Source organism: Tessaracoccus oleiagri (genome assembly GCF_900103275.1).
GTDB classification, from domain to species: domain Bacteria; phylum Actinomycetota; class Actinomycetes; order Propionibacteriales; family Propionibacteriaceae; genus Arachnia; species Arachnia oleiagri.
Window position 1 is genome coordinate 1 of record NZ_FNGP01000005.1, and the last position, 20,550, is coordinate 20,550.

Genomic DNA, 20,550 nt, shown 5'->3' on the forward strand with positions numbered 1-20,550 from the left:
GCCGCGCGGCGGTGTTCGTGTGCGTGCGCGACTGCGGCGAACGCGTCTGCGCTGGTCATCGGCACCATCTCGAACATGTGAACAATTCTACGGGCTACCACTGACAACCCGAAGGCCTTTATGTCGTCTGTGGATAACTGCTTCTCTGATGCCGCGTACTGCACAGCAGCCGTCTTGTGCGTCCTCGATCACTCGGCGTAGCGTGACCTCCACCACGACGAGGAGGACGGTCATGGCTGTACTGGTACAGGTGAACTTTCCCATGCAGGGTCCGTGGGGCACCGAGATGGCGGAGGCGTTCCGTGGCCTTGCTGAATCGATCAACGCTGAGCCCGGCTTCATCTGGAAGGTGTGGATCGAGGACCAGGCTGCAGGCCTCTCCGGGGGCATCTACCTCTTCGAGACCCGGGAACAAGCGGAGGCATACGTCGCGATGCATACCGAGCGGCTCGCCGGCTTTGGAATCACCGACGTGACGGTCGTGTACTCCGACGTCAACGAAACGCTGAGCCGGCTCAATCGCGCGAGCCTGAAGGCGGCCTGAGCCGCGCGACGGCCGCCGCGGGGAAGGTACCCCTTGGACTTCGAGCTGACCATCGACGAGCTTCGAGCGGTGACGGCGTACGCCACGGCCTGCGCTGAGCCGACGATGACGATCGTCGAGGAGACCCTGTCTCATGACCAGCGCCCTGCCGAGGCGCTGGCGGCAGCGAGGGCGTTCACTGAGGGGGCCGCGCGCTCGAACCGGCTGCGCGACGCCGCGGCAGCGGCACACAGTGCGGGACGGGAGGCGCCCACCGAGGCAGCCGCAAGCGCCGCCACCGCTGCGGGTGACGCGGCCGCGTCCGCCTTCCTGCACCCCCTCGCGCAGGCAAGTCAGGTCCGCCACATCCTCGGTTCGGCGGTGCATGCCGCACGAGCCGCCGAGGCGTGGCGCGGAGAGGATCCTGTGGTCGCCGAGTACATGCTCGATGCGGCCGCCCGACGAATGACAGCGACGGTCCGGTTGGTGCTCGATCGGTACCCCCGGGTCCCGCCGGCGACGGACAGGATCGGTGTGCTGATGCACCGGCTGGACGGACTCATCCGCGATCCTCGGCCGACGCCGCAACCGGCGGACGACCCCGGACCCTTCTTCCACGGCACGAAAGCCGACCTGCGACCCGGCGACCTGCTCACCCCAGGGTGGGACACCAACTACGGATCGGGCAAGCGCTCGAACCACATCTACCTCACGGCCTCTCAGTTCGGCGCGCCGCTCGCTGCCGCACTGGCGCAGGGTGACGGGCGACCCCGGGTCTATCGCGTCGAGCCGCTCGGACCGATCTACGACGATCCCAACGTCACCGACAAGAAGTTCCCCGGCAACCCGACGAGGTCGTACCGGACGCGCGAGCCGTTGCGCGTCGTCGGCGAAGTCACCGGTTTTGCGCTGCCGGACCCCGCCATGATCGAACAGATACGCAGGAACGCAGCAGAGTTGAAGGCGCTGGGAATCGAGGCCATGGACGACTGAACGCGTCAAAGGCCTGCCTACGCCGTCCAGTCCAAGAGCGCCCCGCCGACCGAAACGCCACCCACGAGCAGGGCCAACGCCACCACGGGCACCAGGAGCACCAGGAGCGGGCGGGGACGGAACAACCGGATGGCCACTACCAGCAGGGCCACCCAGACCAGGAGGAAGACCACGAGCCACGCCCCGGGCACCACCAGACCCGCCGTCAGGTAGAAGTAGCCGACCACGAGGTGGAGCAGGATCCCCACGATGCCGAGGGCGCGCTTCCAGCCGGGCTGTGCCGGCGTCGCGTCGGGTTCTTGCGTCATCTCGTCACGGTAGCGCCGTGAGTCCCGATCGACCGGCGCCACGCCCGCAGAGCCGCGACGGAGATGGCTACGCCTTCCAGTTCGACGGGCCGGCGCCGCCCGCGATGTACTCGTCCATCGGGACGAGTCCGTGCTGCCAGGCTTTGAGCACCGGTTCCACGATCCGCCAGCATTCCTCGGCCACGTCGCCACGGACGGTCAGGAGCGGATCGCCACGGAAGATGGAGTCGAGGATTTCGCCGTAAGGCTTGAGCGGGCTCTCCGCGAGGTCGGTCGCGAGCACCGACTGGTTCAGTTCGAACCGGTTCGATTCGGCGTTGGTCGAGAGGCCCAGCTTGATGTTGGCCGGCTTCATGCCGATGCTGAGCACGTTCGGCGGAGCCTGCGTGAAGCCCTCGGGCACGTGGTCGACGGGCCGGAAGGCGACGGTGATGCCGTTCCTCGCGTCGCCCAGCGCCTTGCCGCTGCGCAAGCGGAAGGGAACCCCGAACCACCGGTCGGTGTTGATCCGGACGGTGACCTCGGCGAGCGTCTCGGTGTTCCTCGACGGGTTCACGCCGGGCTCGTCCACGTAGTTCGGGATCTGCTCTCCCTGGAGGCTCCCCGCGGTGTACCGGGCGCGACGCGAGGAAGCCGCCGGGTCGTCATCCCACAGGTGCGTGTGGCGGAGCATGAGTGCGATCAGGTCGCGGACGTCGCGCTCGTTCAGCGACGGCGGCTCCTCCATGGCGAACAGCGCCAGCACCAGGAGCAGGTGGCTCTGGATCATGTCGCGCATCGCGCCGGCGCGGTCGTAGTAGCCGGCACGCCCTTCGAGGGCGAGGGCCTCGTCGACGGTGATCTCGACGCGTTCGATGTTCTGGTTGTTCCAGGCGTGCTCGAAGACGCGGTTGGTGAAACGCAGGCCCAGGAGGTTCAGCACCACCGACTTCCCCAGGAAGTGGTCGATGCGGAAGATCTGGTTCTCGGGCACGAGACGGGCGAGGATCTTGTTGAGCTCGCGGGCCGTCGCAAGGTCGGAGCCGAACGGCTTCTCGAGGCCCAGGCGAAGGCCCTTGGGGAGCTCGATCGTCGTGAGTGCCTCGCAAAGCTGGAAGGTGACGGCGGGCGGTAGTGCGAGATACAGCACCGGGGCGTCGCCCAGGCCGTCCAGCAGCTTGCGCAGCGCCTCGGCATTGGTGAGGTCCAGCTGCTCGTAGCGCGTGGTGGCGATGACCTGCTCGATGCTCGCCCGCGGGCACTTACCACCGAGCGCGCCGCGAACGCGCTCCTGCCACTCCTCCTGCGACAGGTCGTCCACCGCGCAACCCACGAGGGTCACCTCGTACTCGGGATTGGTGTTGAGCAGCGTGCCGAGACCGGGCAACAGCAGTCGGTGGGCGAGGTCGCCGGAGGCGCCGAGGATGGCAAGCGTTACGGGAACGGTCATGCGCCAACTCTATTCATGCGCCAGCGGCCGCCCGGTTTGTTGCACTCCGGTTCCCGCCGATTCCGCTCAGAGCAGGGCGACGGCGACCCCGGCGAACAGCAGCATGCCGACGTTGCAGTGCAGGAACGTCGGGATCACGGTGTCCCGGATGTGGTCGTGCCTGCCGTCGGCCGCCAGGCCCGACGTGGCGCCGAGCGAGATCGTCGAGGCGGGGGAGCCGGCATCGCCCAGGGCGGCGGCCGCGCCGAGGAGCGCCATGACGGCGAGCGGGCCGAGCCCGAGCTCGACGGCCAAGGGGATGTAGATCGGCGCAAGGATCGGGACGCTGGCGAAGGAGTCCCCGAAGCCGATGGTGATGAACAGCCCGACGAATAGCATCAGGAACACGCCGAACGTCCGGTTGTCCCCGATGAAGTCGGCCGACGCCTGGATCAGTGGATCGATCTGGCCCGTCGCCGTCAGGACACCGGCGAACCCCGAGGCGACCGTGATGATCGCCGCGATCTGCGCCATCATCAGCAGACCCGTCGTGAACACGTCGTCCTGCTCCCGCCACCGGAAGACCCCTGAGACCGTCAGGAGCAGGAAACCGACCATGGCGCCGACGAGCAGCGAGTCGAACGCGATCTGGAAGAACAGCGCGACTGCGAGCGCGAGGAGCGTCATGACCAACTGGAAGGGGCGCGGTGAGACGGGCGCCGAGGACTCCTCGACCTCCACGGCGCTTCCGGCCACCGGCTCGGGGTACTCCCGCGGACGGCGATACGAGACGAACACCGCGAAGAACATGCCCGCGACGAGGCCCATGACCGGCCAGAACATCGCCCTGGGGGCCATGTCCGCGGTTCCGCTGAGCCCGTAGGCCGTGCCCACGTCGTTGAAGTTCGCCAGCAGGATCTCGTTGAGGTAGATCGCGCCGAAACCGGTGGGCAACAGCAGATAGCTGGCGCTCATGGAGCAGGCGAGAATGCAAGCCACCGCCCTGCGGTCCACCTTCAGCCGGTTCAGCACGCCGAGGAGCGGCGGGATCAGGATGGGGATGAAGGCGATGTGGACGGGCACGAGGTTCTGGGAGAGCAGCGACGCGACCACGAACAGCCCGAACAGGGCCCACTTCACCCCACGTCCGGTGGCCGCCTCGTCGGTGCCGGCCTTCCGGCTCACCCACCGGGCGAACACCTCGAGCAGGCCGCTGCGGGCGAGCGCGACCGCGAGTGCGCCCACCATCACGTACGTGAGGCCCACCTGTGCGCCGATGAGGAGGTTGTCGTTGAACGCGCCGAGCGCGCCGTCGATCCCAAGGCCGGCCTGCAGGCCGCCGAGCAGCGCCGACGCGATGAGGGCGATCATCACCGGCACCCTGATCAGGCACAGCGCGATCATGACGACGATCGCCAGCACCACCGCGTTGACCGGGTTCCCGGTCCACTCGGCCACGAGATACACGGCGAGCAGCCCGAGCAGCGTCAACGCCGCCGGCACCGGCAGGATCTCGCGTGCGGAGATACGCGCGGGCGGCGACGTGAGGGTCCCCGTGTCCGGGGCACAATCCTGCGTCCGCTCGTCCTCGATCGTCCCTGTCACCGCTACATCCTCCTTGGTGGCGCCCATGCGCCCTTGTCAGTCAGGAATCCTAGCCACGCCCGTCCCGCAGTGATGCGCGGGTCTCATCGGGTATTGCGCCCGGCCCGGCACGCTGGGACGATTCATGCATGACACGGGAGTCGAAGACGGCGGAATGCCTCTTCTGCGACATCGCCGCCGGACGAGCCGAGGCCAGCCTCGTGTACTCGGACGACGCCGTGGTCGCGTTCATGGATCGTTACCCGGTGACGCCGGGGCACCTACTCGTCGTCCCGCGCGGGCACATGGTCGGGCTGGAGGACCTCGACCCGGGCACCGGGGCGCGGATCTGGGGAGTCGGCCACGCGCTGGCCAGGGCGCTGCGTCGCTCGCAGTTCCGCCCGGACGGCATCAACGTGCTGCTGTGCGATGGTGAGCTCGCCTTCCAGAGCGTCTTCCACTTCCACCTGCACGTGATTCCCCGCTACCCGGGCGACGGATGGGAGATCGAGCCGAACACCCACGAACGCGCCCGTGACCTCCTCGATGGGGACGCGCGTGTGATCAGGAATGCCATCAACGGCGCGACACCCGATCGCCTGACGCCATGACCCGGTCTCCCGAGGGCGCAGGCCACCCGTCGGTGCCCATGTGGTGGGCCCTCGGCTTCAGCGTCCTGACGGTCATCGGGCTGGGGGTCCTCGTCTGGGGCCTCGTGGTGTCGCACGCGATGCTGTACGGCTTCGGTTCCGTGTTCGCGGAGGGTGCGATCGACCCAGTGGATCCCGGCCGTTACCGTCTCGCCTTCTTCGTCGGGGTCGTCGTCGCTCTCGTCAGCGCCGCCGTCCTCGCCTGGTCGTCGTCGCGCACGGGAACCCGGAACTGGCCCACGCCCCTGCGCGGCTTCGTCGCCGCGCTGCTGGCCGCGGTCCTCGGGGCGAGCGGGCTGCTGCTCAGCCTCGGGATCAATCCAATCACCTTCTTCCTCAGCCCATGGGGTTGAGGAACCGCCGGCCGTCAGGCCGTGGCGCCCTCCCTCTCGAGTACGAGGAACAGGAAGCTGATGAATCGCCGGACGCCGGAAGGGGGCAGCAGTTCCTCCGGTGTGTCGTCGGCCACCGGTGGCTCGTGGAGCGAGACGATGCGCAGGTTCGCGGCGTTCACCGCCGACGAGATGTCGTGGAGGGTCCGGTGCCACATGAAGAGGCTGGCTTCACGGCCCGCGAACGAGTGCCGGAGCTCGTGCTGCACGATCCCGAAGTACTTCTGCTCCGTCATCGCGTAGGCCAGCGGGTGGTTGACCGCGGCCACGAGCCGGCCACCCGGGCGGAGCACCCGCCGGATTTCGGCCAGCGGCCCCTCCCAGTCGCGCAGGTAGTGGAGCACCAGGGCAGCGCAGGCCACGTCGAAGCTCTCGTCGTCGTAGGGGAGCGGCTCACCGAGATCCGCGACCCGCAGGTCAGCTCGGTCCCCGAGCCTTCGGCGGGCTATCTCCAGCATCGCCGGGCTGCTGTCGAAGCCGGAGACACGCGCGCCCCGCTCGACGAGATCAGCAGCGAGCGGGCCGGCCCCGCAGCCGATGTCCAGGACGTGCCTGCCCCGGACATCGCCCACGAGATCGAGCATCGCCGGCCGTGTGTACCAGGCGTTGAGGAGGCTGGTCTCGTTCTCCCTGTTGTAGTCCTCGGCGAAGCTGTCGTAGTCGGTCCTCATGGGTACTCCGTCCAGGTGTGCGGCCCGCCGAGCGTAGCGTCAAGTCGGCTCCTGACATGCTCCTGACGATGGATATTAATTACAAATACTTTGTAGTAATGTGCTCCGCATGACCGAAACGCAGGAACTCGACGTCCGCCGGCTCGCCCCGGCCCAGCGCCACTCGACCATCTTCAACACCTTCTTCGGGTTGGAGAAGGACGGGGCGTTCGTACTGGTGAACGACCACGATCCGAAGCCGCTGTACTACCAGTTCGCGGCCGAGCACGCGGACGAGTTCACCTGGGACTACCTCGAGAACGGCCCCGAGGTGTGGAAGGTGCGTATCGGTCGACGGTGAACCGCGGCAGCGCTCGCTACCTTCGCGCTGCCATCACCACCGGTTGTGGACGTCCTCGGCCCAGCCCGTGAGCCCCTCCAACCTCACGGCTCGGCCGGCGACGTGCACGCTGCCGCTCCACTCACCGAAGCACTGGTGGGTCTCGGACTTCAACACCCGGAGGTTCGTCACCGAGTCACGGACGTGGAACGGTGCGAACTCCAGGTCGACACCGTCGCCGACCACCCGCCACGGCCTCAGCCACTCGCCGGGCGTGTACTCCCAACGCAGCTCCTGGCTGATCTTGTGCAGCCGGCCGTCGACGAACAGCGCGTTCTCCACCACGCCCGTGCCGTCGGTCCACCTGCCGCCGACCTGCAGTCCCATCCGTCGGACGCCGTCGAACCCCGATCCTGCGCCCCAGTTCCAGCGGGCGTCGTAGGGCCACCGCCCGCGCCCGTGGTCCATGGTGGCGAAGGAGTGCGGCTTCGGCAGGTCGTGCGCGACGCCGTCGATCCAGATCGCACCGGTGGCGGGCCGCGCCACGTCCTTCACGGTGTACTGGAACAGCGACTCGCTCCACGGCACGACGACGCCGAGCGCCTCGCTGCCCTCGGGCCGGTGGGCGACGATGTCGAACACCACCCTGTCGCTCGACGCCCGCAGCCGTGAGCCCGACGGCACCTCGTCGACGCGCAGCTGCAGCTTCTTGCTGCGGCCGAACGCACGGCCGTCGCCGAGCGTGGGCGGCAGTTCGATGCCGCCGGCGAAGGGAAGCGTGGCCTCGCTCGTGATCTCCTCGCCCGTCGCCCGGTCCAGCAACCACAGGCTCAGGATGCCGAGGTAGTCGAGGTCGGCGATGGTGAGCGCGACCACGTGGTTGGGCGTCGTGACGCCCCAGTACTCCCAGCGCTTGTTGCGCCCGAGCCCGCGGAGTCCCTCGCCGATCCCGTCGGTGACGATGAGCGGTTTGCGCATCCAGCCCACCGCCTCCGGGTTGAGGCGTCCGTCGGGGCGCGTCAGGGGCGTGACCGCGGTGATCTCGCGCTCGACGACGTGCACGGTCTGCGGCCCCGCGCCGAGCGAGCGCCGGAACGCCGCCTCGAGGGCGGCATTGGTGGCCCGGAACTGCTCGGGGTCGGCCTTGACGACGCGTCGGTCGTACGTGACGAGCCCGTTGGTCTCGTCCTCGACGTCGCTCAGCTGCGTGTACACGAAGGCGGACAGCCCCCGCTCGATGGCAGGCTCGACCTCCGTGCGCTGCAGCTTGTGCCAGGCGAGTTCGAAGTGGCCGCGGTTGACGAATTTCTTGTACCCGTACTCCCGGTCCCCCCAGGTGTGGTTCGGGACCCGGTGCGAGTAACCGCCGTACTCGGTGAGCGCCGCGGCGCGCTCACCGGCGAAGACCTTGTCGTCGGGCCGGAAGCGGCGGTGGTAGGAGTGCAGGCTCGTCACGTCGCCGCCGCCCTGGTCGTGCCAGCCGCTCGCGTGGTCGACGAGGCGCGTCGGGTCCAGGCCCTTCACCCGGTCGGCGACCGCGTTGGCGTCGAACTGGCCCCAGCCCTCGTTGAAGGGGACCCAGGTCACGATCGACGGGTGGTTGCGCAGGTGCTCGACCGTCCCGTCGAGCTCGCGCAGGAAGGCGGCCCGCCCTTCCTCGTCGGCCCGGCCGAACACGGCGTGTCGCGCGTCGTCGATGCGGAGCGGGACGGCGACGGGGACATGCGTCACGCCCTTGGACTGCCGCTCGCCGCCCGAGACCATGTCCTGCCACACCAGCATCCCCAAGCGGTCGGCGTGGTAGTACCAGCGCGCCGGCTCGACCTTCACGTGCTTGCGCAGCATGTTGAAACCGAGGTCCTTCGCCAGCTGGATGTCGTTGACCATCGCCTCGTCCGACGGGGCGGTGAGCAACCCGTCGGGCCAGTACCCCTGGTCCAGCAGGCCCCTGTGCAGGTACGGCTCCCCGTTGAGGAGCAGCCGCGTCCTGCCGTGCCGGTCCTTCCCCAGCCCCACCGACCGCATGCCGAAGTAACTGGTCACGAGGTCGTCGCCCAGCTCCACCCGCACGTCGTGGAGGAAGGGGTTCTCCGGGGACCAGAGGCGCGCGCCGGGCAGCGGGATCCGTGTGCGCGCGCCCGTGGGGACGTCGGCGACAGCCAGTTCGTCGCCCGCGGCGCTGACCCGGACGAGCGCGTGCCCGGGCGCCGATGCGCCGACGGTGACCTCCACGGCCTGCTCTTGCGGCAGCGGGACGATGTCGAGCGCGGTCACGTGCTGGTCCGGCACGGACTCGAGCCACACGGTCTGCCAGATCCCTGAGGACGGGGTGTACCACATGCCCCCGCGCCGGAGCGACTGCTTCCCCCGGCTGCGGTGGCTGGTGTCCGTGACGTCACGCACCCGCACGACCAGCTCGTGCTCGTCGCGGAAGAGTGCCTCGGTGACGTCGATCGTGAACGGGAGGTGACCGCCCTGGTGACCGCCCACCGGGGTGCCGTCCACCCACACCTCGCAGTCCTGGTCGACGGCCCCGAAGTGCAGGAGGACCCGACCGCTCCCCAAGCCCCGGGGCAGCGTGAACAACCGCCGGTACCACGCGTACTCGTCCGGCTGGAGCACCCGCCCGACCCCGGAGAGGGGGGCCTCGGGCGCGAACGGCACCAGGATGCTGCCGGCGAACGCAGGCCGCTCGGGCCGGTCCGCGGGGGTGATCTCGAAGTCCCAACGGCCGTTCAGGTTGAGCCAGGCGTCCCGCGCGAGACGGGGCCTCGGGTACTCGGGGAGGGGGTGCTCCTCGTCGAGCAACTCGCCCCAGGGGGTCAACATCGGCGTCGGCCGCACCGGTACGATCTCGCCACCCAACATGTGGCAATCCTAGACCGGCGACCCCGGATCGGGCGCGGTAAGGTGGGGTGTCGTCCACGGGCTAGGAGGAAATTCGGGTGTCGGACTCGTTCGTTCATCTGCATACTCACACCGAGTTCTCGATGCTGGATGGCGCCGCCCGGATCGACGACCTGTTCAAGGGGGCCGAGAGCCTGGGCATGCCCGCGCTGGCGATGACCGACCACGGCAACCTCTACGGCGCGTACGAGTTCTACAAGGCCTCCAAGAACTATGGCGTGAAGCCCATCATCGGTCTCGAGGCCTACCTGACCCCGCGCACCCACCGCTCGGAGCGCAAGCGCGTCCAGTTCGGCGACGGCACGGGCGACGACGTGGCCAGCAAGGGCGCCTACACCCACATGACGATGTGGGCGGCAAACCCGGCCGGCATGCACAACCTCTTCCGGCTCTCGACCCGCAGCTCCCTGGAGGGCTTCTTCTACAAGCCCCGCGCGGACCGCGAACTCCTCAACGAGTACGGCAAGGGTCTCATCGCCACGACGGGGTGCCCCTCCGGCGAGGTGCAGACGTTCCTGCGCCTCGGGCAGTACAAGAACGCCGTCGAGGCGGCCGCCGAGTTCCGCGACATCTTCGGCGCCGGCAACTTCTACGTCGAGCTCATGGACCACGGCCTCTCGATCGAGACGAAGGTCCGCCACGACCTCCTCAAGCTCGCGAAGGAACTCGGGCTGCCCCTCGTGGCGACGAACGACCTCCACTACGTCCACGCCGATGACGCCGACGCGCACGACACGCTGCTCTGTGTCTCCGCCGGTGCCCGGAAGGCGCAGACCGACCGCTTCAAGTTCGACGGCTCCGGCTACTACCTCAAGTCCGCGCAGGAGATGCGCGAACTGTTCCGCGAACTGCCCGAGGCGTGCGACAACACGCTGCGCATCGCCGAGCAGATCGAGACGAGCTTCGAGGAGGGCATGGGTCTGTACATGCCCCGGTTCGACGTCCCCGAGGGGGAGACGGAGGAGTCCTGGTTCCACAAGGAGGTCCAGCGCGGCCTCCACGAGCGGTACCCGGACGGCATCCCGGCCGAGGTGCAGCAGCGGGCCGACTTCGAGTCGAGCGTCATCACGCAGATGGGGTTCAACGGCTACTTCCTCGTCGTCGCGGACTTCATCAACTGGGCGAAGCGCAACGGCATCTGGGTCGGCCCCGGCCGCGGCTCGGGCGCGGGTTCGATGTGCGCCTACGCGCTGCGCATCACCGACCTGGACCCCATCGAGCACGGCCTGTTCTTCGAGCGCTTCCTGAACCCCGAGCGGGTCTCGATGCCGGACTTCGACATCGACTTCGACGACCGCCGCCGCTCGGAGGTGATCGACTACGTCACCCGCAAGTACGGCCAGGAGAACGTCGCCCAGATCATCACGTACGGCACCATCAAGGCGAAGGCTGCCGTGAAGGACGCGGCCCGCGTCCTCGACATGCCCTTCGCCGTCGGCGAGCAGATCACGAAGGCCATGCCCGCCGACGTGATGGGCAAGGGCGTGCCGCTGCCCAAGCTGTTCGACGCCGAGCACCCGCGCTACGCGGAGGGCACGGAGTTCCGGGAGCTCTACGAGAAGGTCCCCGACGTGCGCACGGTGGTCGACACCGCGATGGGCATCGAGGGGCTGAAGCGCCAGTGGGGCGTCCACGCCGCCGGCGTCATCATGTCCCGCTCGCCGCTCATCGACGTCATCCCGTTGATGAAGCGCGAGTCCGACGGGGCAATCATCACGCAGTTCGACTACCCGGGCTGCGAGGCCCTGGGCCTCATCAAGATGGACTTCCTCGGGCTGCGCAACCTGACCGTCATCGCCGACGCGGTGGCGAACATCAAGCGCAACAAGGACATCGACGTCGACCTCGAGCAGCTGCCGCTCGACGACGCCGAGACGTACAAGCTGCTCGCCGCCGGCGACACCCTCGGCGTGTTCCAGCTCGACGGCGGGCCCATGCGCACGCTCCTGCGATCGATGCAGCCCGACTCGTTCGCCGACATCTCCGCCGTCGTCGCGCTGTACCGGCCCGGCCCCATGGGCGCCGACTCGCACAACAAGTACGCCCGCCGCAAGACCGGGCGCGAGCCCGTCGAGCCGATCCACCCCGAGCTCGCCGAGCCGCTGGCCGACATCCTCGACGAGACCTACGGCCTCATCGTGTACCAGGAGCAGGTGATGGCCATCGCCCAGCGAGTGGCCGGCTACACGCTCGGCGGCGCAGACATGCTCCGTCGCGCCATGGGCAAGAAGAAGAAGTCCGAGCTGGACAAGCAGTTCGTCACCTTCGAGTCCGGGATGCTCGAGCGCGGCTACTCGCCGTCTGCGGTCAAGACGCTGTGGGACATCCTGCTCCCGTTCTCCGACTACGCCTTCAACAAGTCCCACTCCGCCGCCTACGGCGTCATCTCCTACTGGACCGCATGGCTGAAGACCCACCACCCGGTGGAGTACATGGCCGCCCTGCTGCAGTCCGTGCGCGACGACAAGGACAAGCTCTCCATCTACCTCTCCGAGTGTCGGCACATGGGCATCCAGGTGCTGCTGCCCGACGTGAACTCGTCGGAGATCGCGTTCACGCCCGTGGGCAAGGACATCCGCTTCGGGCTCGGCGCCATCCGCAACGTCGGCGACAAGGTGGTCGACGCGTGGATCAAGGAGCGCGACAAGCTCGGCCCGGCCAAGGACTTCAACGACTTCCTCGACAAGGCGCCCCTGCAGATGTGCTCGAAGCGCGTCGTCGAGTCGCTGATCCGGGCTGGCGCCTTCGACGAACTGGGCCACACCCGTCGCTCGCTCATCTCGATCTACGAGGCGGCGGTCGACTCCATCATCGACATCAAGCGCAACTCCGCCAATGGCCAGGACGACCTGTTCGGCTTCGGCATGGAGACGGACTCGGAGCCGGTGGAGCACGTCGCGATCCCGCCCGTGGAGGAGTGGGACCGCAAGACCAAGCTCGGGTTCGAGCGCGAGATGCTCGGTCTGTACGTGTCCGACCACCCGCTGAACGGGCTCGAGCACGTCCTCGCCGAGCACAGCGAACGCCCCATTGCCGCGACCGTCGGCGAGGAGGGGTTCCGCGGCAACACGACCCTCTGCGGCCTCATCACGAGCGTCAACCGGCGCGTCAACAAGACGGGCGCGATCTACGCGCAGATCGTGCTGGAGGACCTCACCACCTCCATCGAGGTCACGGTCTTCCCGAGGGTCTACGAGCGGGTCTCGGCGATGCTGGAACCGGACACCATCGTCGCTGTGGAGGGCGTCGTCGAGGCGGGGGAGGACCGCGGGCGGATGCGCGCGCAGAACGTGACCGCGCCGCACTTCAACGCCGACGGCGCCTCCGGCCCCGTGCTGCTCACCATGGCCGCGACGCGCTGCACCCCGCGGCTGGTCGCCGAGCTCAAGCGGGTGCTCTCCGCGCATCCTGGCGCCGCCGAGGTGCACCTCGAGGTTCGCGAGCCCTCGCGCCGGACCCGCTTCCGGCTGGGCGACGGGTACACGGTGCAGCTCAGCTCCCCGCTGTTCGCGGACCTCAAGGCGCTGCTGGGGCCCACGTCGGTGAGGATGGTCCACTGATGGCCCGGATCGCCTCCGCCACGATCTGGGAGCGCGCGCGCTGGCGCGCACTCGCCCAGCTGATCACCTGCACCGCCGCCGGCGTGCTCGCGGGCGTCGTGTGGGCCGCGCTGTCTCCCCGCGCCCACTACCGCATCGACGACGACCTCCGCGCGGTCCTCTCGGAGCGCGACCACGCGGAGGTCATCGGCGGCGACGCCGCGTTCACGATCATCGTCGTGGTCTTCGGTCTCGGCATCGGCGTCCTGACGTGGCTGTGGTTCCACCAGCGGGGCTGGCTCCTCGTCGCCCTGAGCCTCGTGGGCTCCATCGTGCTGTCCCTGGTGGCCTGGCAGGTGGGGGAGATGATCGGCGGCTCCGGACTCACCGAGCGCCTCGCCGCGAGCCGCCCGGGCGACCTCGTCCAGATGGACCTGGTGCTCCATTCCCTGTCCGCGCTGGCCGCGGCGCCGTTCGCGGCGGTGACCCCCATCATGTTGCTGGCCGCGTTCCTGCCCGAGCGTTCCGTGGACGGCGACGAGGCACTCGACGCGGCCCGGTAAACTGCACAACTGTGCTTCGGGTAGTCGACTTCACCTCAATCTCCGGCCGGTACCGGGACCTGCTCCCGCGCGCCGAATTCAACGTCGAGCGCGCCGTCGAGGTGGTCACACCGATCCTCCATGACGTCGCCGAGCGCGGTGCCGAGGCCCTGCGCGAGCTGTCGCAGCGCTTCGACGGCGTCGCGCCGGAGCACCTGCGCGTCCCCGCGGAGGCCATCGCCCGCGCCGAGGCCGAGCTGGACCCCGACCTGCGCAGCGCCTTCGAGACCTCCATCGCCCGCCGCCGCGCCGTGGCGGAGCAGCTCGAGCTCGAGACCGACGGGCCCTCCGCCCGCCTCGCCGAGGGAGCGGTCGTCGGACTGCGCAACATCCCCGTCTCGCGCGTGGGCCTCTACGTGCCGGGCGGCCTCGCGCCGCTGGCCTCGAGCGTCATCATGAACGTGGTGCCCGCGCAGGTGGCCGGGGTGGCATCCATCGCGGTCGCCTCCCCGCCGCAGAAGGAGTTCGGGGGGCTGCCGCACCCGAACATCCTGGCCCTGTGCGCCATCTTGGGCGTCGACGAGGTGTACGCGGTCGGTGGCGCGCAGGCCATCGGCATGTTCGCCCACGGCGTCGAGGGCCTCTGCGACCCCGTCAACCTCATCACCGGGCCCGGCAACATCTACGTCGTCGCGGCCAAGCGGGCGGTGCGCGGCCTCGTCGGCATCGACTCCGAGGCCGGGCCCACCGAGATCGCCATCGTGGCCGACGACGCCGCCAACCCGGCGTTCGTCGCCGCGGACCTCATCTCCCAGGCCGAGCACGACCCCATGGCGGCCTCCCTGCTCATCACCGACTCCGAGTCGCTCGCCCACGCGGTGCAGGCCGAGCTGGCCCGGCAGGTGAGCGGCCAGGCCCACGAGGAGCGGATCCGCACCTCGCTGACCGGTGAGCAGTCGGCGATCGTGATGGTGCGCGACGTCGCCCAAGCAGTGGCCGTCGCGGACGCCTACGGCGCCGAGCACCTCGAGATCCAGACCCGGGACGCCCGTGCCGTCGCGGCACGGGTCCGCAACGCCGGCGCGATCTTCGTCGGCGACTACGCACCAGTCTCCCTCGGCGACTACTCCGCGGGCTCCACACACGTGCTGCCCACGGCCGGCTGCGCCTGCCACTCCTCGGGCCTGACCGTGCGCAGCTTCATGAAGACCGTCCACGTCATCGACTACTCGGCCGACGCGCTCGCCGCGATCGCCGACGGCGTCGCCCGGTTCGCCCGGGCGGAGAACCTGCCCGGCCACGCCCGCGCCATCGAGATCAGGGGGGAGGCGTGATGGACATCGAATCCCTGCCGCTGCGCGACGACCTCGTCGGCGAGGAGCCCTACGGGGCCCCGCAGATCGTGGTGCCCACCGTCCTGAACGTGAACGAGAACCCGTACCCGCCGTCCGAGGCCGTCGCCCGCGAGATGGCCGAGGCCGTGGTGGCGGCCGCTACGACGCTGAACCGCTACCCGGACCGGGAGGCCACCGCCCTCCGGCAGGACCTCGCCGCCTACCTCGGGCACGGGCTCTCCGTCGACAACATCTGGGTGGCCAACGGGTCCAACGAGATCATGCTGCACCTGCTCACCGCCTTCGGTGGCCCGGGTCGCACGGTCCTCACGTTCGCGCCCACCTACTCCATGTACCCCGAGTACGCCCGCAACACCCTCACGAAGTTCGTCGCCTACCCGCGGCGGGAGGACTTCTCGGTCGACGCGGGCCTCGTGCTCGGCGCGATCGACATCCACGAGCCCACCGTGATCCTCCTCGCGCGGCCCAACAACCCCACCGGCACCGGCATCCCGCTCGAGGCCATCGACCAGATCTGCCGCCAGACCGAGGCCATCGTGGTGGTCGACGAGGCCTACCAGGAGTTCTCCGCCGAGCCGTCGGCGATCAGCCTGCTCGACCAGCACCCCCGCCTCGTCGTCAGCCGGACCATGAGCAAGGCGTTCGCACTCGCCGGCGGGCGGGTCGGCTACATGGCCGCGGACCCGGCCATCGTGGACGCCTGCCGGATCGTGCGGCTCCCGTACCACCTGAGCGCGCAGACCCAGGCGGTGGCGCGGGTCGCGCTCCGCCACGCCGACGAGCTGCTCGCCAAGGTGGCGGAACTCGCCGCCGAGGCGCGCGCGTTCGAGGACTGGGCGCGCGGCCGCGGCTACGACGTCGTCCCCTCCCAGGCCAACTTCAGCCTCTTCGGCCGGTTCCGCGACCGGCACGCCGTGTGGCAGGGGCTGCTGGACCGCGGCGTCCTCATCAGGGAGACGGGCCCCGACGGCTACCTGCGCGCTTCCGCCGGCACCCCTGAGGAGATGCAGGCGCTGAAGGACGCGCTCGACGACATGAACCCCGAGAAGGAGTCCTGATGGCACGCACCGCCACCCACAGCCGGTCCACCAGCGAGTCACGCATCACCGTGACCCTCGAGCTCGACGGCACCGGCCAGTCCACCATCAGCACCGGTGTGGGCTTCTACGACCACATGCTCACCGCGCTCTCGAAGCACTCGCTCATCGACCTCGAGGTGCAGGCGGAGGGCGACCTCCACATCGACGGCCACCACACCGTCGAGGACGTCGCAATCGTCATCGGCCAGGCGCTCAAGGAGGCGCTCGGCGACAAGGCGGGCATCCGCCGCTACGGACACGCCGTCGTCCCGCTCGACGAGGCGGTCGCGGAGGTCGTCGTCGACGTCGCGGGACGGCCCTACGTGACGTGCCAGGGCGAGCCGGACGGCCAGCCGTACGCGCTGATCGGCGGGAGCGGGGTGCCGTACGCCGGCTCCATGACCTACCACGTGTTCGAGGCGCTGGCGCTGAACGCCGGCCTCTGCCTCCACCTCACCCTCCGCTCCGGGCGCGACCCGCACCACATCGTCGAGGCGGAATTCAAGGCGCTCGCGCGTGCACTGCGCGAGGCCGTAGAGATCGACCCCCGCCAGCAGGGGATCCCCAGCACCAAGGGAGCACTGTGATCAAGACCGTCGGGATCCTCGACTACGGGTCCGGCAACCTGCACTCCGCCGCGAAGGCGCTGCGCAACGTCGGCGCCGACGTGCGCGTCACCTCCCGGCTCGAGGAGCTCGGGTCCTGCGACGGCCTCGTCGTGCCGGGCGTCGGCGCCTTCGCCGACTGCATGCAGAACCTCGCGGAGCTCGGCGGGGTGGACTACATCCGCGGCTGGGTGAGCATGGAGCGCCCGCTGCTCGGCATCTGCGTGGGCCACCAGATCCTCTTCGACTCCGGCACCGAGGGCGGCGCCGCCACGGAGGGCATCGGCATCTACACCGGCGTGGTCAGCCGGCTGATGGCCCGACGCCTGCCGCACATGGGCTGGAACACCGTCGACGCCCAGCAGTCCTCGCGGCTGTTCCGGGGGATCGGGCAGGAACGGTTCTACTTCGTGCACTCCTTCGCGGTCCAGCAGGCCGTGCGGGGCGCCACCTACTCGACCCATGAGGACGTACGCTTCGTCGCCGCGGTCGAGCAGGACAACGTCGTGTCCACCCAGTTCCACCCCGAGAAGAGCGGGGACGCGGGCTTGAAGTTGCTGGAGAACTGGCTGTCGTCCAACTAGTAGTGTTGGGCCCCGTGAACATCTTGGAGTTGCTGCCTGCCGTTGACGTGCAGGGCGGCCGCGCGGTGCAGCTGGTGCAGGGCGTGGCGGGTACGGAGAAGGAATTCGGTGATCCGCTGGAGGCCGCGAGGCGCTGGCAGGACGCCGGCTCGCGCTGGATCCACCTCGTGGACCTCGACGCGGCGTTCGGCCGCGGCGACAACGCGGCCCTCCTCGCGGGCATCATCGAGCAGCTCGACGTGAACGTCGAGCTCTCCGGCGGCATCCGCGACGACGCCTCCCTCGAGCGCGCGCTCGCCACCGGCTGCCGGCGCGTGAACATCGGCACCGCGGCACTCGAGCGGCCGGAGTGGTGCGAGGAGATCCTGGCCGAGTTCGGCGACCGGATCGCCATCGGCCTCGACGTCCGCGGCGAGAACCTCGCCGCGCGCGGCTGGACCACCGAGGGCGGCCCCTGGATGGAGACCGTCGACCGCCTCGCCTCCGCGGGCTGCGAGCGCTTCGTCGTCACCGACGTGCAGGCCGACGGCATGCTCACCGGGCCCAACATCGACCTGCTCGGCGCGGTGGCCGAGCGGTCGGGCAAGAAGGTCATCGCCTCCGGCGGGATCGCCTCCCTCGACCACCTCCGGCAGCTGCGCGAACTCGTGCCCACCGGCGTCGAGGGCGCGATCGTCGGCACCGCGCTCTACGTCGGGCGCTTCACCATCGAGGAAGCGCTGGCGGTCGCGGAAGGGCCCGGGCATGCCTAGGCCCCCGGCGTCCACGTTCGGCGTAGCCGAACGCGTCCACGTCCCGCCGCTGCTGGACGGCCGCCTCCGCGACCTGCTCGCGGGGAAGAAGATCGCCATGACCGGCGTGACCGGCTTCATCGGCGAGCAGATGCTCTGGGCATTCCTCAACGACTGCCCGGAGACGCGGACGGCGGTCCTCGTACGGCCCAAGGGCTCGGTCACGGCCGCCCAGCGGGTCGCCCAACTGCTGGGCAAGAAGATCTTCAAGGACCTCGTCGCGGCCGCAGGCTCGGTGGAGGCGCTGATGGCGGAGCGCGTCGAGGTCATCTCGGGCGACCTCCCCAACGTGCCCGAGCTGCCCCGCGACATCGACGTGCTCGTCCACTGCGCCGGCGACGTGTCCTTCGACCCGCCGATCGACCAGGCCTTCATGACCAACGTCATCGGCACCAAGGCACTGCTGCAGCGTTTCCTGGAGTCCGCGTCGGACGCCGACGGCAACCTGGAGCGGATCCCGCACTACGTACACGTCTCCACCGCCTACACCGCAGGCCGACGCCGGGGGGCCATCCCGGAGGCGCCGCACGTGCACGAGGTCGACTACGACGCGGAGGCCGCCGCGGCGCTGCGGATGGCCGAGCACGTCGAGGCCCGGTCCCGTTCCTCGGAGCAGCTCACGAAGCTGCGCAAGCAGGCGGAGGCCCTGCACCGGCAGGCCGGCTACCTCACCACCTCGGAGGACACCGAGCGCCGCCGCCAGGAGTGGGTCAAGCAGGAGCTCGTCGCCGCCGGCACCGAGCGCGCCCGCTCGCTCGGCTGGACCGACGTGTACACCTTCGCCAAGGCGATGGGGGAGCGCGTCGTCGCCGACATGGGCAAGGACATCCGCGTCTCGGTGGTCCGCCCCGCCATCGTCGAGTCGTCGCTGCGGTACCCGCACGCCGGCTGGATCGAGGGCTTCAAGATGGCCGACCCGATCATCCTCGCCTACGGCCGCGGCCAGCTGCCGGAGTTCCCCGCGTCCCCGGACGCGGTCATCGACATCATCCCGTGCGACTTCGTGGTCAACGCGATCGTCGCGGTCTGCGCCACCGAGCCCGAGGTCGGCAGCCCCGAGTACTACCACTGCAGCTCCGGCGCCCGGAACCCGCTCACCTTCCGCGGGATCTACGAGCACGTGCGCGCGTACTTCGAGGCGCACCCCTACACGGAGGGCCAGGGCTCCACCGAGCTCGCCACCTGGAACTTCCCCGGCGTCGAACCCGTCGCCCGCCGCATGTGGCTCGGCGAGAAGGCCACCCAGGCGGCCGACAAGGTGCTGAGCTTCGCGCCCCGCGGCAAGCGCGTGCGCGCGATGGCGGCCGCCGTCGACCGCACCAAGAAGCAGCTCTCGTTCCTCGGCAAGTACCTGACGCTCTACGGCGAGTACCTGCAGTCGGAGCTCCACTTCGTCGACGACAGCACGCTGGCCCTGCACAACTCGCTCCACCCGGACGACCGTGAGCGCTTCGGCTTCGACTCGGCGTCCTTCGACTGGCGGCACTACCTCGAGGAGGTGCACATCCCGGCGATCACCGACCCGGTGCGCCGCCTGGAGGCCGCGCGGAAGCGCCGCAAGAACCGCTCGGCCACGTTCCGCCCGCTGAAGCCGGCGTCCGGCAACGTGCTGGCCGCGTTCGACCTGGACGGCACCGTGATGGCCACGAACGTCGTCGAGACGTACCTGTGGACGAAGATGCCCGAACTCTCGCCGCTCAGCCGGGTGGGGGAGATGGGGAAGCTCCTCGCCGCACTGCCCGCGTACCTGGGTGCCGAGCGTCGCGACCGCGGTGTGTTCCTCCGCTCGATCTACCGCCGCTACGCGGGCGCGGACCTGGGGGAGCTGGAGCGCTACGTCGACGAGCGCCTCGCGCCGCTCATCCTGGACCGGATGTCGCCCGACGCCATCCGCCGGATCCGCGAGCACCGCGACGCCGGGCACACGACCATCCTGATCACCGGCGTCATCCGGCCGCTCACCCGGCCGTTCGAGGGCCTGTTCGACACCATCGTGGCGGCGGACCTCGCCGTCGACGCGGACGGCCGCTGCACGGGCTTCCTCAGCGGGCCGCCGATGGTCGGCGAGTCCCGCTCGTCGTGGCTCAAGCACTACGCGTCGCTCCACGACATCGACCTCGACCAGTCCTACGCTTACGCCGACAGCCACGTGGACCTGCCGATGCTCGGCTCCGTCGGCTACCCCGTCGCCGTGAGCCCCGACATCGGACTGATGCGCGCCGCCAAGCAACGCGGGTGGTCGATCATCGACTGGCCCTCGATGAGCCCCATCCCTCGCTGGAAAATGCCGAAGGCGTAGA

18 protein-coding genes are annotated in these 20,550 nt (G+C 69.5%); 13 read left to right on the forward strand and 5 right to left on the reverse strand.

The genetic code is table 11. The features are described from left to right. Positions 1-232: 232 nt before the first annotated feature. Both BLR46_RS12265 and arr read left to right on the forward strand, forming a co-directional pair. Positions 233-544 carry a monooxygenase gene (locus tag BLR46_RS12265; RefSeq protein ID WP_093252731.1) on the forward strand — a complete coding sequence of 104 codons (312 nt, stop codon included), beginning with the start codon at positions 233-235 and terminating at the stop codon, positions 542-544. Between the two features lie 33 nt (positions 545-577). Then, positions 578-1,516 carry an NAD(+)--rifampin ADP-ribosyltransferase gene (arr, locus tag BLR46_RS15465; protein ID WP_245701696.1) on the forward strand — a complete coding sequence of 313 codons (939 nt, stop codon included), beginning with the start codon at positions 578-580 and terminating at the stop codon, positions 1,514-1,516. 17 nt (positions 1,517-1,533) lie between these two features. On the opposite strand, the gene BLR46_RS12275 is transcribed toward arr, so the two are convergent. The 3 genes from BLR46_RS12275 to BLR46_RS12285 form a co-directional block, all read right to left on the reverse strand. Further along, the gene (locus BLR46_RS12275; protein ID WP_218118454.1) at positions 1,534-1,824 is read right to left on the reverse strand and encodes a hypothetical protein; all 291 of its coding nucleotides are present in this window, start codon (positions 1,822-1,824) and stop codon (positions 1,534-1,536) included. A gap of 67 nt (positions 1,825-1,891) precedes the next feature. Further along, positions 1,892-3,253: a glucose-6-phosphate dehydrogenase gene (locus tag BLR46_RS12280; RefSeq protein WP_093252734.1), complete on the reverse strand. Its 1,362-nt coding sequence runs from the start codon at positions 3,251-3,253 to the stop codon at positions 1,892-1,894. Positions 3,254-3,319: 66 nt separating this feature from the next. After that, entirely contained in the window at positions 3,320-4,837 is a 1,518-nt protein-coding gene (locus BLR46_RS12285; RefSeq protein WP_218118455.1) for a Na+/H+ antiporter NhaC family protein, read from the reverse strand. A 128-nt stretch (positions 4,838-4,965) separates the two neighbouring features. On the opposite strand from BLR46_RS12285, the gene BLR46_RS12290 reads away from it, so the two are divergent. Both BLR46_RS12290 and BLR46_RS12295 read left to right on the forward strand, forming a co-directional pair. After that, positions 4,966-5,427 carry an HIT family protein gene (locus BLR46_RS12290; protein ID WP_093252739.1) on the forward strand — a complete coding sequence of 154 codons (462 nt, stop codon included), beginning with the start codon at positions 4,966-4,968 and terminating at the stop codon, positions 5,425-5,427. Next, a complete protein-coding gene (locus BLR46_RS12295; RefSeq protein WP_143008294.1) occupies positions 5,424-5,819 on the forward strand; it encodes a hypothetical protein in 396 nt (131 codons plus the stop codon). Before BLR46_RS12290 ends, BLR46_RS12295 begins: the two co-directional genes overlap by 4 nt. Positions 5,820-5,833: 14 nt before the next feature. Here BLR46_RS12295 and BLR46_RS12300 read toward each other — a convergent pair whose 3' ends face one another. Continuing rightward, a complete protein-coding gene (locus tag BLR46_RS12300; protein WP_093252744.1) occupies positions 5,834-6,529 on the reverse strand; it encodes a class I SAM-dependent methyltransferase in 696 nt (231 codons plus the stop codon). Between the two features lie 109 nt (positions 6,530-6,638). On the opposite strand from BLR46_RS12300, the gene BLR46_RS12305 reads away from it, so the two are divergent. Further along, entirely contained in the window at positions 6,639-6,869 is a 231-nt protein-coding gene (locus BLR46_RS12305) for a DUF2249 domain-containing protein (protein WP_093253243.1), read from the forward strand. Between the two features lie 33 nt (positions 6,870-6,902). Here BLR46_RS12305 and BLR46_RS12310 read toward each other — a convergent pair whose 3' ends face one another. Further along, positions 6,903-9,716 (reverse strand): DUF2804 family protein, encoded by a 2,814-nt coding sequence (locus BLR46_RS12310; protein ID WP_093252746.1) that lies wholly within the window; start codon positions 9,714-9,716, stop codon positions 6,903-6,905. A 77-nt stretch (positions 9,717-9,793) separates the two neighbouring features. Between BLR46_RS12310 and dnaE the strand changes: the two genes are divergently transcribed. Genes dnaE through BLR46_RS12350 form a run of 8 tightly spaced genes read left to right on the forward strand, consistent with a single transcriptional unit; the run spans position 9,794 to position 20,549 of the window. Continuing rightward, positions 9,794-13,315, forward strand: a complete 3,522-nt coding sequence (dnaE, locus tag BLR46_RS12315) for a DNA polymerase III subunit alpha (RefSeq protein WP_093252748.1) — start codon at positions 9,794-9,796, stop codon at positions 13,313-13,315. Next, positions 13,315-13,857: a hypothetical protein gene (locus BLR46_RS12320; RefSeq protein WP_093252749.1), complete on the forward strand. Its 543-nt coding sequence runs from the start codon at positions 13,315-13,317 to the stop codon at positions 13,855-13,857. Before dnaE ends, BLR46_RS12320 begins: the two co-directional genes overlap by 1 nt. Before the next feature lie 11 nt (positions 13,858-13,868). Then, entirely contained in the window at positions 13,869-15,170 is a 1,302-nt protein-coding gene (gene hisD, locus BLR46_RS12325; RefSeq protein WP_093252750.1) for a histidinol dehydrogenase, read from the forward strand. After that, on the forward strand, positions 15,170-16,249 hold the full coding sequence (locus BLR46_RS12330) for a histidinol-phosphate transaminase (protein ID WP_093252751.1): 1,080 nt from the start codon (positions 15,170-15,172) through the stop codon (positions 16,247-16,249). Before hisD ends, BLR46_RS12330 begins: the two co-directional genes overlap by 1 nt. After that, complete coding sequence (hisB, locus tag BLR46_RS12335) at positions 16,249-16,857, forward strand: imidazoleglycerol-phosphate dehydratase HisB (protein WP_093252752.1); 609 nt, start codon at positions 16,249-16,251, stop codon at positions 16,855-16,857. Before BLR46_RS12330 ends, hisB begins: the two co-directional genes overlap by 1 nt. Further along, positions 16,854-17,459 (forward strand): imidazole glycerol phosphate synthase subunit HisH, encoded by a 606-nt coding sequence (hisH, locus tag BLR46_RS12340; RefSeq protein WP_218118456.1) that lies wholly within the window; start codon positions 16,854-16,856, stop codon positions 17,457-17,459. Before hisB ends, hisH begins: the two co-directional genes overlap by 4 nt. A 14-nt stretch (positions 17,460-17,473) precedes the next feature. After that, complete coding sequence (gene priA, locus BLR46_RS12345; protein WP_093253260.1) at positions 17,474-18,211, forward strand: bifunctional 1-(5-phosphoribosyl)-5-((5-phosphoribosylamino)methylideneamino)imidazole-4-carboxamide isomerase/phosphoribosylanthranilate isomerase PriA; 738 nt, start codon at positions 17,474-17,476, stop codon at positions 18,209-18,211. Continuing rightward, positions 18,204-20,549, forward strand: a complete 2,346-nt coding sequence (locus BLR46_RS12350) for an HAD-IB family hydrolase (RefSeq protein WP_093252754.1) — start codon at positions 18,204-18,206, stop codon at positions 20,547-20,549. Before priA ends, BLR46_RS12350 begins: the two co-directional genes overlap by 8 nt. Position 20,550: the final 1 nt, after the last annotated feature.